At 61.0% G+C, this 16,194-nt stretch carries 9 protein-coding genes; 8 read left to right on the plus strand and 1 reads right to left on the minus strand.

The window, feature by feature from the left end; translation table 11 throughout:
- Window positions 1–14 precede the first annotated feature (14 nt).
- From G5193_RS18405 to G5193_RS18440, 8 genes are all read left to right on the plus strand, one after another.
- Window positions 15–3,095 (plus strand): multidrug efflux RND transporter permease subunit, encoded by a 3,081-nt coding sequence (locus G5193_RS18405; RefSeq protein ID WP_421206769.1) that lies wholly within the window; start codon window positions 15–17, stop codon window positions 3,093–3,095.
- A 118-nt stretch (window positions 3,096–3,213) separates the two neighbouring features.
- Window positions 3,214–5,181, plus strand: coding sequence for an ATP-binding protein (locus tag G5193_RS18410; protein ID WP_421206770.1), 1,968 nt, complete (start codon window positions 3,214–3,216; stop codon window positions 5,179–5,181).
- Window positions 5,182–5,257: 76 nt separating this feature from the next.
- On the plus strand, window positions 5,258–6,607 hold the full coding sequence (gene gorA / locus G5193_RS18415) for a glutathione-disulfide reductase (RefSeq protein WP_421206772.1): 1,350 nt from the start codon (window positions 5,258–5,260) through the stop codon (window positions 6,605–6,607).
- A gap of 562 nt (window positions 6,608–7,169) precedes the next feature.
- On the plus strand, window positions 7,170–8,864 hold the full coding sequence (gene kdpA / locus G5193_RS18420) for a potassium-transporting ATPase subunit KdpA (RefSeq protein ID WP_421206774.1): 1,695 nt from the start codon (window positions 7,170–7,172) through the stop codon (window positions 8,862–8,864).
- Between the two features lie 67 nt (window positions 8,865–8,931).
- Entirely contained in the window at window positions 8,932–10,989 is a 2,058-nt protein-coding gene (kdpB, locus tag G5193_RS18425; protein WP_421206776.1) for a potassium-transporting ATPase subunit KdpB, read from the plus strand.
- A gap of 62 nt (window positions 10,990–11,051) precedes the next feature.
- Complete coding sequence (locus G5193_RS18430) at window positions 11,052–11,579, plus strand: potassium-transporting ATPase subunit C (RefSeq protein ID WP_150995758.1); 528 nt, start codon at window positions 11,052–11,054, stop codon at window positions 11,577–11,579.
- Window positions 11,580–11,705: 126 nt separating this feature from the next.
- Complete coding sequence (locus G5193_RS18435) at window positions 11,706–14,294, plus strand: ATP-binding protein (protein ID WP_421206779.1); 2,589 nt, start codon at window positions 11,706–11,708, stop codon at window positions 14,292–14,294.
- Window positions 14,295–14,352: 58 nt separating this feature from the next.
- The gene (locus tag G5193_RS18440; protein ID WP_005357169.1) at window positions 14,353–15,036 is read left to right on the plus strand and encodes a response regulator; all 684 of its coding nucleotides are present in this window, start codon (window positions 14,353–14,355) and stop codon (window positions 15,034–15,036) included.
- 4 nt (window positions 15,037–15,040) lie between these two features.
- On the opposite strand, the gene G5193_RS18445 is transcribed toward G5193_RS18440, so the two are convergent.
- Window positions 15,041–16,168, minus strand: coding sequence for a multidrug effflux MFS transporter (locus G5193_RS18445; RefSeq protein WP_421206781.1), 1,128 nt, complete (start codon window positions 16,166–16,168; stop codon window positions 15,041–15,043).
- Window positions 16,169–16,194 lie beyond the last annotated feature (26 nt).

The following is a 16,194-nucleotide window of genomic DNA, read 5'->3' on the forward strand; positions in this document are numbered from 1 at the left end:
CGCGGAGATCTGCGATGCGATTTACTGACATATTTATAAAACGGCCTGTGCTGGCGATCTCGCTCAGCTTCCTGATCGCCTTGCTGGGCTTTCAGGCCATCTTCAAGATGCAGGTACGGGAATACCCCGAGGTGACCAACACGGTGATCACCGTCAGCACTGGCTACTATGGCGCCAGTTCTGATCTGATCCAGGGGTTCATCACCCAGCCGCTGGAACAGGCGGTCGCGCAAGCCGACAACATCGACTTCATGACCTCCTCCAGCCAGCTGGGTAGCTCCACCATCACTGCATACATGAAGCTCAATACCGACCCCAACGCCGCGCTGTCCGACATCCTGGCGAAGGTGAACTCGGTGCGCTCTCAGTTGCCGAAAGAGGCGGAAGACCCCTCGGTCACCTCCTCCACCGGTTCAACCACGGCGGTGCTCTACCTCGGCTTTACCAGCCCGGAGCTCAACTCCAGCCAGATCACCGACTATCTGGAGCGGGTTATCAAGCCGCAGCTCTTTACTGTCGGCGGGGTCTCCAAGGTTGACCTCTACGGCGGTGTCGAGTTTGCCCTGCGGGTATGGCTGGATCCGGCCAAGATGGCGGCCTTCAACCTGACTGCCAGCGACGTGATGACGGTGCTCAACAGCAACAACTATCAGTCCGCGACAGGTCAGGCGACCGGTTACTTCACCCTGTTCAATGGCAATGCCGAGACCCAGGTCAAGGATGTCGACGAGCTGAAGCGACTGGTGGTGGCTACCCGCGACGGCAAGGTGATCCGTCTGGCGGACATCGCCAAGGTAACCCTCGAGAAGAGTCACGATGTCTATCGTGCCAGCGCCAATGGTCGCGAAGCCGTGGTCATGGCGGTCAATGCCGCCCCGACAGCCAACCCCATCAACATCGCCCGCGATGTGCTGGCACTGCTGCCGAGCCTTGAGCGCAATATGCCGAGCACCATGCGTCTCAACGTGATGTATGACTCCACCGTGGCGATCAACGAGTCCATCCACGAGGTTATCAAGACCATCCTGGAGGCAGCCGCCATCGTTCTGGTGGTCATCACCCTGTTCCTCGGCTCGTTCCGCGCGGTCATCATCCCGATCATCACCATTCCGCTCAGTCTTATCGGCGTGGTGATGATGATGGATATGTTCGGCTTCTCGATAAACCTGATGACCCTGCTGGCGATGGTGCTGGCGATCGGTCTGGTGGTGGATGACGCCATCGTGGTGCTGGAGAACGTCGACCGCCATATCAAAGAAGGTGAAGAGCCGTTCCGGGCCGCCATTATCGGTACCCGTGAAATTGCGGTGCCGGTTATCGCCATGACGGTCACCCTGGCGGCGGTATACGCACCTATCGCCCTGATGGGGGGTATCACCGGCTCCCTGTTCAAGGAGTTTGCCCTGACCCTGGCAGGTGCCGTGTTCGTCTCGGGCATCATCGCCCTGACCCTGTCACCGATGATGTGTTCCAAGATGCTCAAGGCCAACGAGCAACCGGGCAAATTCGAGAGCACGGTCCACCACCTGCTGGAACGGATGACCGATCGCTACGACAGCATGCTGCACGCCGTGATGAAAAAGCGCCCCGTCATCGTGGTGTTCGCCGTCATCGTGTTCGCCAGCCTGCCGTTGCTGTTCAAGTTCATCCCGAGCGAACTGGCACCGTCAGAGGACAAGGGGGTAATGGCCGTGCTGGGTACCGCACCGTCCAACGCCAACCTGGACTACATCGAAAACACCATGGCGGATGTGAACAAGATCCTGGACGAGCAGCCCGAGATCGCCTTCTCCCAGGTCTTCTCAGGGGTGTTCAACGCCAACCAGGCGTTCGGTATCGCCTCCATGGTGCCTTGGAGCCAACGTGAAGCGAGCCAGAAAGAGGTGCTGGATCGGGTCGCCAATCTGGTGAAAGACATCCCGGGTATGGCCATCACCACCTTCCAGTTCCCGGAACTGCCGGGAGCATCGAGTGGTCTGCCGATCCAGTTCGTCATCACCACCCCGAACAGCTTCGAAAGCCTGTTCCTGGTGGCCGGTGAAATTCTGGCCGCGGCGCAGAGTAACGGTCAGTTCGTCTATTCGGATCTCGATCTGAACTACGACTCCGCCACCATGAAGATCCGCATCGACAAGGACAAGGCGGGTGCCTACGGCATCACCATGCAGGATATCGGTATCACCATGGGCACCATGATGGCGGACGGTTACGTCAACCGTATCGACCTGGATGGCCGCTCCTACGAGGTGATCCCGCAGGTCGAGCGCAAATACCGTCTCAATCCGGAGTCCATCAAGGGCTACTACGTGCGGGCCGCAGATGGCAAGTCGATCCCGCTCGGCAGCCTGATCACCATTGAAGTGGTTGGCGAGCCCCGCGCCCTGCCCCACTTCAACCAGCTGAACTCCGCCACTATCGGTGCCGTTCCGGCTCCGGGTGTGGCCATGGGTGATGCGATCAACTGGTTCCAGACCACCGCCGACGAGAAGCTGCCGCAAGGCTATCGTTACGACTTCATGGGTGAAGCCCGTCAGTTCGTCACCGAAGGCAATGCGCTCTATGCCACCTTCGCGCTGGCACTGGCCATCATCTTCCTGGTGCTGGCGATCCAGTTCGAGTCGGTGCGTGACCCGCTGGTCATCATGGTCTCTGTACCGCTCGCCATCAGCGGGGCCTTGATTGCCCTGGCATGGGGGATGGCGACCATGAACATCTACTCCCAGGTGGGCCTCATCACCCTGGTGGGTCTGATTACCAAGCACGGTATCCTGATCTGTGAAGTAGCAAAGGAAGAGCAGCTGCTGCGCGGCATGAACCGGATGGAAGCCGTGATGCAGGCCGCCAAGGTGCGTCTGCGTCCGATCCTGATGACCACTGCCGCCATGATTGCCGGTCTGATCCCGCTGCTCTACGCCGCTGGCGCCGGTGCGGCACAGCGTTTCAGTATCGGTATCGTCATCGTGGCAGGTCTTGCCATCGGTACCCTGTTCACCCTGTTCGTGCTGCCGGTGATCTACACCTATCTGGCTTCCGAGCACAAACCCTTGCCGGTATTCGATGAAACCATTCCGCCCAAAGCAAACGGCGGACATTAATCATCAATCACATGCGAAGGCCCCGATACGGGGCCTTTTTTATGCTTCGCAGGAAAGACGACATAAGTGCATGAAGCAGTTAAACTAAAAAACACCACATCCAGACCGCAAGGACGCCATGTCAGGACTCTTCACCAAGACCGCCAGGGCCGTAGGCCGCAACGGACTCTCATATCGCCTGCTCTCCTACATTCTGGTCTGCAGTACCGTATTGGCGATGATCATTACGGCGCTGCAACTCGCCTGGGATTACCGCAAGGATGTTGCCGTCATCGAAGACAGCATCGGCCAGATCGAGGCCTCGTTCCTGCAACCCATCGCCGCCAGCTTGTGGAACCTGGATGAAGAGCAGGTCAAAGTGCAAATTGAAGGGATCATGAACCTGCCCAATATGCAGTTCGTGATGGTCAAGGAGATGCTCGGCAACTCCGAAGTCCCGCTGCTGACCCAGGGGGTCGAGCGGGAAAGCTATGATATCTCCCGAGAATTCAACCTCACCTATCAGGGGGAGATTGTCGGCAAGCTGTTCGTTGCCGCCTCTCTCGAGCAGATCTACCAGCGCCTCATCGAAAAATCGGTGCTGATCATGGTCAGCCAGACCATCAAGACCCTGGTGGTCTCATTTTGTATCCTGATCATCATTTACTATCTGGTGGTCAGGCACATCAACCGCATCGCCAACTACGCCCAGAAGTTCAACCTCGATCGGCTCGACATGGCGCTGGAGCTGGAAGGCCGCCCGCAGCCGCGCAAGAAACCCGACGAACTGGATACCCTGGTATCCACCCTCAACCAGATGCGCACCCGGCTACGTGACGAGCTGGTCGCTCGTCATCAGGCGGTGGAACAGCTGCAACAGGAGCGGGATTTCTCCGCCACCCTGATCAACTCCGCCAACATGGTCATCTGCTGCATGGAACCAGACTTGACCATCGCCAGCATCAACCCGGCAGCCATACTGCTGACCGGCTACCACCAGCAGGAGCTGTTGCAACACAACTGGCTGGATCTCTTTGTCAGCCCGGCGCAACGGGAAGAGCTGAACGATATTCTGGCGGCGGAAGGTTCACTGGCGGACAAAGAGGTCATCATGCATGACCAGCAGGCCCACGAGCTGGTGCTGCAGTGGACCTTCGTACCCTTCTATGAAGGGCCGAACCTCAAGTACCAGATCGGCTTCGGCTACGACATCACCCAGCTGAAAAAGGTCGAGCGGGAGATAATCCAGCTCAACGAGCAGCTGGAAGGAAAAGTGGTGGAGCGTACCCGCAGCCTGAGCGAAGCCAACAACCAGCTGGGCAAGGCGTACGACGACCTGAAACAAGCCCAGCAAACCCTGGTGGAGTCGGAGAAGATGGCCTCCCTCGGCTCGCTGGTGGCCGGGGTGGCACACGAGATCAATACCCCAATCGGCATCAGTGTGACCGCCTCCTCCTACCTGCAGGAACGGGTTGCCGATTTCAAATCTCATATAGAGTCAAAACAGCTGTCGCGTTCCTATCTCAACGAGTTCACCGTCAACCTCGACGAGTCGATGCAGCTGCTGCAGAGCAACCTGCGGCGCGCCTCCGAGCTGATTGCCAGCTTCAAGCAGGTGGCGGTCGACCAGTCATCGGAAGCACGCTACAACTTCAGCCTCGCCGACAACCTCCATCAGGTGGTGGTCTCGCTTGGCCACAAACTGAAGAAGAGCCAGTGCGAAGTGGATATCCAGTGCGATCCCAAGCTGTCTATATTCTCCTTCCCGGGCAGTTTTACCCAGATCTACTCGAACCTGATCCTCAACTCCATCAACCACGGGTTCGACAACTGGGACAAACCGAAGAAGATCACCATCAAGGTGGAACAGCAGGGAGAGGAGCTGTTTATCGACTATTCGGACAATGGCCGCGGCATCCCGCCCGAAATCTTGCCGCGCATCTTCGATCCCTTCGTCACCTCCAAGCGGGGTCAGGGTGGCAGCGGTCTGGGCACCCACATCATCTACAACCTGGTGGTGCAACTGCTGAAAGGCCGTATCAGCTGTGCCAGCGAACCGGGCCAGGGCGCCCAGTTCCATATTCGCCTGCCGATCCAACATAACTGAGTGCTGGCTCTTGTGAGCCAGCCGCTTTATCCCCATCATGCTGTGATTGCATTCTTAATGAGCGGAGAACCTCGCAATGGCACAGCATTTTGACTATATCGCCATCGGCGGCGGCAGCGGCGGTATTGCTTCTGCCAACCGGGCTGCCATGTACGGTAAGAAAGTTGCCCTGATTGAAGCCAAAGAGTTGGGTGGAACCTGCGTCAACGTAGGCTGCGTACCGAAGAAGGCTATGTGGTATGCAGGCCAGATCGCCGATGCCCTGAAATATGGCGCCGACTACGGCTTTGACACCACCCTCAACCACTTCAACTGGGCCAAGCTGGTCGAGTCCCGCCAGGCCTACATAGGCCGCATTCACCAGTCCTATCAGAACGTGCTGGGCAAGAACCAGATCACCGTCATCAAGGGCTTCGCCCGCTTCGTCAGCAGCAACACCATCGAGGTCAATGGCGAGCACTACACGGCCGATCACATCCTGATCGCCACCGGTGGCCGCCCGGAAATTCCGGCGATCCCGGGTGCCGAGCTGGGTATCGACTCCGACGGTTTCTTTGACCTGCAAAGCCAACCCAAGCGGGTTGCCGTGGTGGGTGCTGGCTATATCGCGGTCGAGATCGCAGGGGTGATGCAGGCGCTCGGCTCAGAGACCCATCTGGTGGTGCGCAAGCACGCGCCGCTGCGCAACTTCGACCCCATGATCCACGAGACACTGGTCGAAATCATGGCGCAGGAAGGGCCCAAGCTGCACACCCACGCCATTCCCAAGGCCGTGCTCAAGAACGCTGACAACAGCCTGACCCTGCAACTGGAAGATGGTCGCCATCTCACCGTCGACTGCCTGATCTGGGCCATCGGCCGGGTACCGGCTACCGACAACCTCAATCTGGCTGCCGCAGGCATCACGCAGGACGAGAAGAGCTTTATCCCGACCGACAAGTTCCAGAACACCGCCGTCGCCAACATTTATGCGGTGGGTGACAACACGGGGCGCATCCAGCTCACCCCGGTAGCCGTCGCTGCGGGCCGTCGCCTCTCCGAGCGGCTGTTCAACAACAAGCCGAACGAGCACCTCAACTACGATCTGGTGCCGACCGTGGTGTTCAGCCACCCGCCCATCGGCACCATAGGCCTGACCGAACCTGAAGCCATCGCCGAATACGGCGAGGACCAGGTGAAGGTCTACCGCAGCCAGTTCACCGCCATGTACTCGGCACTGACCCAGCATCGCCAGCCCACCCGGATGAAGCTGGTCTGTGTCGGCCCGGAAGAGAAGGTGGTCGGTTTGCACGGTATCGGCTTTGCCATGGACGAGATCCTGCAAGGTTTCGGCGTCGCCATGAAGATGGGTGCCACCAAAGCGGACTTCGACAACTGCGTGGCTATCCATCCGACCAGTGCAGAAGAGTTCGTGACAATGCGATAGGTACGTTTGAAGTTGGCCTGTCATTATCAGGCCAACTTCAACAACTGCGTTCCCATGCCTCATCCCACCAGCGCGGAAGAGTCTGTCACTATGCGTTAAGGGTAGATGAAGTTGGCCTGTCACGAGCAGCAGGCGTCTACAGCCATGTAACCCCTTCCCCCAAACCCGGCTCAGGCCGGGTTTTTTGATCCCTCCTCGCTATTTCTCTCGCAAATCCGTCGTTCTTTACGCCGATTTTACGCCTGCCACATGGCGCTTTATGGCGCCTTTACGCCTGTTTTACATACCCTTTTCAGCGTCAATGACACCAACAGAGTCGATATGGTCTTACATCGGCTCTCGCAGCTAATTATCTCAATGGAGTCGATATGAATTGGCTATATCTGCTGCTTGTCCTCGCCTTGATGGCCTATCTGATGTGCGCACTCACGCGCAGTCACGAGTGAGGGACTACCTAGATGCAGCAAGAAATTATCTACCCGGTGGCCAGCAAACTGCCGAGCCTCGTGAGCAATCCAATGCGTGCCCTGACGCACCGTGACCACGAGTGAGGAACTAGAACATGTGGCAAGAAATAATCTATCCGGTGGCCTTCGTGCTGCTGGTTCTGCTGCCGGCACCGCTGCTGGGCAACTACATCTACCGGGTATTTGAAGGCAAAATCCGCTGGCTGGCACCGGTCGAGCGCGCCACGCTGGCTTGCTGTGGCACCGATGGGCGGGAGCAGGATTGGAAGTCCTACGCCCTCAGCCTGCTGGCCTTCAACGGCGCCGGTTTCGGTCTGCTGTTCCTGATCCTGATGGCGCAGGGGTTGCTGCCCCTCAACCCGCAACAACTGCCGGGTCTGAGCTGGCAACTGGCATTCAACACCGCGGTCAGCTTTATGACCAACACCAACTGGCAAGCCTATTCCGGTGAGGCCAGCCTCTCCTACTTCAGCCAGATGGTTGGCCTGACCACCCAGAACTTCGTCTCCGCAGGGACGGGCGCCGCCGTCGCCATTGCCCTGTTCCGCGGCATCGCCCGCCAGCAGACCATCAACCTTGGCAACTTCTGGCAGGATCTGGTGCGTTTCTGCCTCTATGTGCTGCTGCCCATCGCGCTGATCATGGCGCTGGTGCTGGTGTGGCAAGGGGTGCCGCAAAGCCTCTCCGCCTATCTGCCGTTCCACGGTGTGGAAGGTCAGGAGCAACTGCTGCCCCTCGGCCCGGCGGCCTCGCAGATCGCCATCAAGCAGCTGGGCTCCAACGGCGGCGGCTTCTTCGGTATCAACTCGGCACATCCGTTCGAGAATCCGACAGCCCTCTCCAACTGGCTGGAGATGGTCGCCCTGCTCACCATCGCCGCCGCCATGGTCTTTACTCTGGGCCGCTATGTGAAGGACATGGCCCACAGCCGCGCCATTCTCGGTGCCATGACCCTCATACTGGTGCTGGGGCTCTTCGTCTCCCTCTCTCAGGAGCTGAAACCGGATCACGCCCTCGCCCAGCTCACCACTGACGCCAGCAACATGACTGGCAACTGGGAAGGCAAGGAGAGCCGCTTCGGCCCTGTGCTCTCCAGCATCTGGGAAGTGGCGACCACTGCCGCCTCCAACGGTGCCGTCAACGCCATGCACGACAGCTTTACTCCGCTCGGCGGCATGGTGGGCATGATCAACATGCTGCTGGGCGAGGTCATCTTCGGCGGGGTCGGCTCCGGTATCTACGGCATGATGCTGTTCGTGCTGCTGACCGTGTTCCTGTGTGGACTGATGGTGGGACGTACCCCGACCTATCTGGGCAAACGGCTCGGCATCACCGAGATGAAGTGGGTGGTTGCCAGCATGCTGGTAATGCCGGTGGGGGTTTTGGTGATCGGTGGTGTCACCCTGCTGATGCCGGATGCCAACACCATCATCGGCCATGATGGCCCCCACGGTCTGTCACGCCTCATCTATGCCTACGCCTCGGCTGCCGGCAACAACGGCTCCGCCTTCGCCGGTTTTGCCGCCGGTGACAACTGGCAGTGCATCGCCATCGGTCTGGCCATGCTGCTCGGTCGCTTCGGCTACATCATTCCGGTACTGGCCATCGCCGGTCAGCTGGCCCGTGCGCCCCGTCAGGAGACGAGCGAAGGGGACTTCCCCATCAGCGGCCCGCTGTTCGTTACCCTGCTGATCATCACCGTCCTGCTGATAGGTGGCCTCTCCTTCCTGCCGGTGCTGGCACTGGGCCCGGTGGCCGAACATCTGAGCCTGATCGGAGGAGCACTCTGATGAACCTGACCCTGTCGATCACCATCCGGATGCCAATGGCCAACTATCTGATGCTGGGAGCTTTCCAATGAGCAAGTCCACTGCAATGAGCACCGACACCATGTTGGTGAAGGGCAAAAAACAGAAATCACAGATCATCCAGGCAATGGTTGAGGCCCTCTATCGCTTCAATCCCAAGGCGCTGTTTGGCAGCCCCATCCTGTTCACCCTCTGGCTGGCTGCCGTGATGGCCACCGTGGAATCGCTGTTGGGGCAGCCCTTCTCGGGGGTTGCTCCCTCGCTGGCCTGGCAGTTGACCGCCTGGCTCTGGCTGACCCTCTGGTTTGCCAACTTCGCAGAAACTCTGGCCGAGGGACGCGGCAAGGCCCGTGCCGATAGCCTGAAAGCGGGCATGAGCCAGCTCAAGGCCCGTCGGGTGATCAATGCCAAAGATGGTCAGGGCGAGTGGGTGCCCGCCACCAGCCTGATGAAGGGGGATCTGGTGCTGGTACGCAGCGGCGAGATGATCCCGGCCGACGGCGAAGTTGTCGCTGGCATCGCCTCGGTCAACGAGGCGGCCATCACCGGCGAATCAGCCCCCGTCATCCGCGAGTCGGGTACCGATCGCAGCGGCGTGACCGGCAACACGACGGTCGTCTCCGACGAGATCTGGGTACGCGTCAGCAACAATCCGGGCGAAAGTACGCTGGATCGGATGATCGCACTGGTGGAAGGGGCCAAGCGCCAGAAGACCCCCAACGAGATGGCGCTCGACGCCCTGCTGGTGGGTCTGACCCTGATCTTCCTGCTGGTGGTCGCCACCCTGCCCTGGTTCCTCGACTACAACGGCACCCAGGTCCCGCGTCTCTACCTGATCGCCCTCTTCATCACCCTGATCCCGACCACCATCGGTGGCCTGCTCTCCGCCATCGGCATTGCCGGTATGGATCGACTGGTGAAGCTGAACGTCATCGCCAAGTCTGGCCGTGCCGTGGAAGCGGCTGGTGACGTGCGCACCCTGCTGCTGGACAAGACAGGCACCATCACCTTCGGCAACCGGATGGCTGACGAACTGATCCCGGCACCGGGCGTCGACCCCGCCCTGCTGGCACAAGCCGCCATGCTGGCCTCGCTGGGTGACAATACCCCGGAGGGCAAATCCATCCTGACTCTGGCCAGCAAGAGCATGGCCAAGCCGATCCAGCTGGAGAGCGACAAGGTGATCCCCTTCAGCGCCGAGACCCGGCTGAGCGGACTGGATCGCAACGGTCATCAATATCGCAAGGGTGCGGTGGATGCCGTGTTGAACTACCTCAGCCTCGACCGCAAGGCGGTGCCTGAGCTGGTGATCAAGTCAGTCGACAGCATCGCCCGTCAGGGTGGCACCCCGCTGCTGGTATGCACTCAGGAGAAACTGCTGGGGGTGGTCTACCTCAAGGACATCATCAAGCCCGGTATCAAGGCTCGCTTCCAGATCCTGCGCCATATGGGGATCCGCACCGTGATGATCACCGGTGACAACCCGAAAACCGCCGCCGCCATCGCCGCCGAAGCCGGGGTGGATGACTTCATCGCCGAAGCGACGCCGGAGAAGAAGCTCGCCTATATCCGGCAGGAGCAGGCCGATGGTCGTCTGGTTGCCATGTGCGGCGACGGTGCCAACGATGCACCGGCACTGGCACAGGCTGATGTGGGTCTGGCCATGAACGAGGGTACCCAGGCAGCCAAGGAGGCGGGCAATCTGGTGGATCTCGACTCCAACCCCACCAAGCTGCTGGACGTGGTGCTGGTCGGCAAACAGCTGCTGGTGACCCGTGGCGCCCTGACCACCTTCTCCATCGCCAACGACGTGGCCAAGTACTTCGCCATCCTGCCAGCCCTGTTCATCGCCGCCTACCCGCAACTGGGGGCGTTGAACCTGATGCAGCTGGGCAGCCCGCAGAGCGCCATCCTGTCGGCCACCATCTTCAACGCCCTGATCATTGTGGCGCTGGTGCCGCTGGCACTGCGTGGTGTCGACCTGAAAGGCTCGGCCGCCAGCCTGCTGCGCCGCAACCTGCTGATCTACGGTGTCGGTGGCCTGCTGGTGCCTTTTATCGGCATCAAGCTGATCGATCTGGTCATTACCGGCCTGGGTCTGGTGTAACGACATAACCGGGATGCGGGGCAGACCCGCATCCCCAGCCATCTTTTTGGAGCAAGCGAATCATGATAGCAATCAGAACCCTGTTGACCCTCACCCTGCTGCTGGGGGTCGCCTACCCGCTGGCGGTCACCGGACTGGCACAGCTGCTGTTCCCCTGGCAGGCCAACGGCAGCCAGCTCACCGACAGCAAGCAGCAACTGATCGGTAGCGCCCTGCTGGGGCAGAAATTCGAGCGGGCTGACTATTTCCATCCCCGTCCCTCCGCCAGCGATTTCAACACCATTGGCGGCAGCGCCAGCAATCTGGGGATGAGCTCACCGCTGCGGGCTGAGTTTGCCGAACAGGCCGCCAAGGCACAGCCGGGAACCAGCTCCCCCGCCATGCTGACCCGCTCCGCCTCCGGCCTCGATCCCCACCTGCCACTGGATGCGGTGCTGGCTCAGGTCGACCGCGTCGCCAAAGAACGTGGACTGGATCCCGCCCAACTGACGGAGCAGGTCAAGTCGGCCACACAAGCTGGTATCCTTGGCCCGCAGGTGGTCAACATTCTCCAGCTGAATCTGCAACTGGATCATAAAAAGGGCGCCTGATGGCGCCCATTCCGGTTTGGTGATGACCTCGATTTTCGAAACGGGCGGTTGGCTCGATAGGGATAACAATGGCTGATGTAGCAAGCGCCGACGCCCTGCTGGCGAATCTGATGCAGGAGCATGGGGATGCGTGATGAGGTAAGGGCCGACGCCCTGCTGGCGAGCCTGGAACAGGAGCACAAGGGCAAGCTGAAGGTGTTTCTCGGGGCCGCTCCCGGCGTGGGCAAGACCTACGCCATGCTGCAGGCGGTGCGGGAACAGGCCAAAGAGGGGGTCGACATCCTGATCGGCGTGGTGGAGACCCATGGCCGGCAGGAGACCCTGGCCCTGCTCGACAAGCTCGCCATCATGCCGCGCAAGATCCACATGCACCGCCAGCAGCGACTGGAAGAGATGGATCTCGACGGCCTGCTCGCCCGCAAACCGGCCATCGCCGTGGTGGACGAGCTGGCCCACAGCAACGCCCCCGGCAGCCGCCACGAGAAGCGCTGGCAGGATGTGGAGGAGCTGCTGAACGCCGGGATTGACGTCTACACCACCCTCAACGTGCAGCATCTGGAGAGCCTCAACGATCTGGTGTGGCAGCTGACCGGGGTCAGGGTGAAAGAGACCCTGCCCGATCAGGTGCTGCTGGAAGCCGACAGTCTGGTGCTGATCGACCTGCCCCCCAAGGAGCTGCTCGGCCGCCTCAAGGAGGGCAAGGTCTATGTGCCCCATCAGGCCAAGGCTGCCCTGCAATCCTTCTTCTCCCTCAACAACCTCACCGCATTGCGGGAGCTGGCGATGCAGACCGCCGCCAGCCATGTGGAGGGCGATCTGCAACTGCAGTGGCAGGCTGCAGGCAAGAGCACCTTGCCGCTACGGGGCAAGCTGATGGTTTGCCTCGGTGACCTGCACGGCTCGGCGCTGGTGCGCTACGGCCACCGCTTTGCCCAGCGCCGCCAACTCCCCTGGCTGGTAGTGCATGTCGACAGCAATGGCCGCCGCTCGGCCGATGTGGAGCAGGCGCTGGCGCTCGCCTCCCACCTCGGTGCCAAGGTGCTGACCCTCTCCAGTCCGGCGGTCGCCAACACCCTGCTGGAGACCGCCGAACAGCAGCAGGTCTCCCAGCTGCTGCTCGGCAAACCCCACAAGGCGCCGTGGCGTCGCTCGCTGGTGCAACACCTGCTCAAGCAGGCTCAGGGGCTCGAAATCACGCTGGTCGATACCGAGAAGCAGAAGCCCGAAGTAGGGATGCGCGTCCCGACGCCGAAGGATATTCACCACAGCCTGCTGGCGGTGACCATCATGGGGATCACCTCGGCCGCCGCCTGGGGGCTCTCCTACTGGCTGCCCCCCGCAGCGTTACCGCTCATCTTCGTGCTGGGGGTGCTGGCGACGGCCCTCACCACCAGTCTGGTACCCGCCACGCTGGCGGCTGTGCTGGGCTTTATCGCCCACAATCTGCTCTTCACCGCCCCCTACTTCTCCCTGAGCGTCGCCAACCACAGCGATCTGCTCACCCTGTTTGTGCTGCTTATCGTCGGCATGACGGCGGGACGGCTCGCCTCCCGTCAGCGCCAGCAGTTGATCGGTCTACGAGAGACCCAGCAGCTGGGCAATGCCCTGCTCTCCCTCAGTCAGGGGCTGGCCACTGCCAGCAGCCCGGAGGAGGTTTTGAGACAAGGTGCCCAGGCCATTTCACTGGCGCTCGGCCAGCCGACCGTGGTGATCGACAAGGAGTTCAACGACAGGCTCGGCAACGAGAAGCACAGGCCAGGCCAGACCGACAAGGCGGCCATCGACTGGTGTCTGGCCCAGAAGCAAAGCGCCGGAGCCCACACCGCAACTCTCAATGCCGCCGAAGCCCAGTATCACCACCTCAGCGATGATCTGGTGATCGGCATAACGCTGGCCAATCCGCTCTCCTCCTCTGCCGAACACCAGCTACAAGCGCTGCTCACCGACATTCGCGCCGCGCTGGCGCGGATCGACCTCAACGAGCGGCTGGCCGACAGTCAGTTGCAAGCGGAGACCGACCGGATGCGCGCCGCCCTGCTCTCCTCGGTCTCCCACGATTTGAAGACACCGCTGGCCACCATCATGGGGGCTGGCAGCACCCTGCTGGAATATGGTGACCGGATCCCCGCCGAAGACCGTGACGAACTGCTCCACTCGGTGCAGGAGGAGGCGCGCCGCCTGCACAGCTATGTGCAGAATCTGCTGGATATGACCCGCATCGGCTCCCCCGACTTCCAGCTGAAACGGGACTGGGTCGATCTGGCGGATCTGGTGGAGAGCGCCCGTAAGCGGCTCGACTCCTCCTGGCGCCAGCACAAGCTGCTGGTCCATTTCGATCAGCATGTGCCCCAGCTCTATGTGCACGGCGCCCTGATCGAGCAGGTGCTGGTCAACATCCTCGACAACGCCTCTCGCTACTCGCCGGCAGGCACCCCCATCGAGTTCAAGGTAATGGTGGCCGAACCCGACCTCATCATCGACATCATCGATATCGGGGTCGGTATCGCCGAATCGGATCGGGAGAAGATCTTCAACCTCTTCTACACCCAGCCGGTGGGCGATTGCGGTAGCCGTGGCACCGGACTTGGCCTCGCCATTTCCCGCGCTATGATAGAGGCCCACGGCGGCAAGATTTGGGCCTTCTCCGGCCCCAATGGCAACGGAACCTGCATCCGCATCTCCCTGCCGCTCGCCCTCAATTCACCGGAGGTATGATGGCTGACCGCCAGCTTGGGTCACTCAGCCCCTCCCACCATTCGCCTCTGGAGGTTCGATGGCGCACATTCTGGTCATAGATGATGAAGCGGCGATCCGTCGCTTTCTGCGGATCAGCCTGATTGCCGAGGGGCATCAGGTGAGTGAGGCGGTGGGGGTCAATGAAGGGCTGGAGCAGTATCGCCACCTCAACCCCGATCTGGTGATCCTCGATCTCGGTCTGCCGGATGGCGATGGCATTCAGGTGTTGCAGGCCATTCGCGAACACCACCCCAATCCGGTGCTGGTGTTGTCGGCCCGCGATTCGGAGCAGGAGAAGGTGCGGCTGCTGGATGCCGGTGCCAACGACTACATGAGCAAGCCGTTTGGCATCGGCGAGATGATGGCCCGCATCCGTGTGCTGTTGCGCCAGCGGGCTGGCGTCAGCAGTGGCGAGCGGCGCCACTTCCCCCAATGCGGCCTGACGCTGGATGTCAGCAGCCACAAGGTGACCATGAAAGACGAGGAGATTCCCCTATCCCGCAAGGAGTTCGCCCTGCTGCAGGCGCTGGTGTGCCACCCCGGCAAGCTGGTGATGCAGACCCAGCTGCTCAACGACATCTGGGGGCCGAGCCACAAGGAGGACACCCACTACCTGCGCATCGTCATCGCCAGTCTGCGCAAAAAGCTGGGGGATAACCCCCAGCAACCGACGCTTATCGAGACCGAATCCGGTATCGGCTACCGCTTTATCGGCAACTGACGTTTCACGTGGAACAACGCCCGCTGCAAAGCAGCACCAACAGACCGCAGCCACTCAGCAACAGGCCGAGATCCTGCAATCCGGCCGCCACCGCCAACCCCAGACTGAGCAGCAGGTAGTAGCCGAGCCCGAACAGGGCGCCAGCACTACCCGCCACCTCGCGATAGGCCAACAGCGCCTGACTCAGCACATTGGGGATCGCCACCCCATAGGCCACCACGATTCCCATCATGGGCAACAGGAACCAGAGGCTGCCCTGAGTCGCCCATACCAGCAGCCCGGTAACCAGCGCCAGAGCGCAAGCCAGTCTGACCAGAGATGACGGCAGCCACCCCCTCCCCAGGAGATGCTTGTTGAGCAGGCTGCCGAGCAGAGTCGCCAGCGCCAGCAAGATCCCCGAATAGCCAAACTCGCCGGTGCTCAATCCCAATCCGGCAAACAGGAATGGGGCCAGACTGTAGTAGCCAAACAGCATAGTGTTGAACAGGGCGACCAGCATGGCACTGCACCAGAGTCCGCCATCCTTCATCATCCGGCACGCCAGCGGCCAGAGTGCGACTTTCCGGGTGGTGGCCGGGCGGGTTTCCGGCAGCTGCCAGCAGGCAACCAGCAGCAAGCCTACCGCCAGGACCAGCAGACCGCTGAACACCCCGAGATAGCCAAACCCGCTCGCCAGCTGGCCGCCACAGAGCAACCCCAGCACCGGGCTCAGGGAGAGCGCTATGCCCATCACCGAGAAGACCCGCGCCAGATCGCTCCCCTGATAGCTATCGCGCAGCATGGTCTGGGTCACCACGGAGCCCACCGCGGCGCCAAAGGCCGAGATGACCCGGGCCAGCAGCAGGGTTTCAAACTGATTGACCAGCAGCGCCAGCAGGGTGCCTACACCATAGGTGAGCAGACCCGCCAGCATGGCGGGACGCCGCCCAATCAGATCGCAGAGCCGTCCCCAGCAGACCACGCCCACCGCAAACGCCAGAAAATAGACCGACAGGGTCTGGGATGCCTGCCCTTCGCTCACCTGAAACTCGGTAGCGATGTGGGTCAGGACCGGGCTGTAGATGGTCTCCACAATTTGGGGAAACATCATCAATCCCACCACCAGCCAGAGCGGTGGCAACTTGTTGTTCATGACAAACCTCCTTCACAAGAGGTCGC

Source organism: Aeromonas sp. 601027 (genome assembly GCF_049174455.1).
GTDB lineage: Bacteria > Pseudomonadota > Gammaproteobacteria > Enterobacterales > Aeromonadaceae > Aeromonas > Aeromonas veronii_A.

Bases quoted from the DNA above. Each gene is read 5' to 3' on its own strand.
- G5193_RS18405 (WP_421206769.1), top strand. From the start codon at position 15: ATGCGATTTACTGACATATTTATAAAACGGCCTGTGCTGGCGATCTCG.
- G5193_RS18410 (WP_421206770.1), top strand. From the start codon at position 3,214: ATGTCAGGACTCTTCACCAAGACCGCCAGGGCCGTAGGCCGCAACGGA.
- gorA (WP_421206772.1), top strand. From the start codon at position 5,258: ATGGCACAGCATTTTGACTATATCGCCATCGGCGGCGGCAGCGGCGGT.
- kdpA (WP_421206774.1), top strand. From the start codon at position 7,170: ATGTGGCAAGAAATAATCTATCCGGTGGCCTTCGTGCTGCTGGTTCTG.
- kdpB (WP_421206776.1), top strand. From the start codon at position 8,932: ATGAGCAAGTCCACTGCAATGAGCACCGACACCATGTTGGTGAAGGGC.
- G5193_RS18430 (WP_150995758.1), top strand. From the start codon at position 11,052: ATGATAGCAATCAGAACCCTGTTGACCCTCACCCTGCTGCTGGGGGTC.
- G5193_RS18435 (WP_421206779.1), top strand. From the start codon at position 11,706: ATGCGTGATGAGGTAAGGGCCGACGCCCTGCTGGCGAGCCTGGAACAG.
- G5193_RS18440 (WP_005357169.1), top strand. From the start codon at position 14,353: ATGGCGCACATTCTGGTCATAGATGATGAAGCGGCGATCCGTCGCTTT.
- G5193_RS18445 (WP_421206781.1), bottom strand. From the start codon at position 16,168: ATGAACAACAAGTTGCCACCGCTCTGGCTGGTGGTGGGATTGATGATG.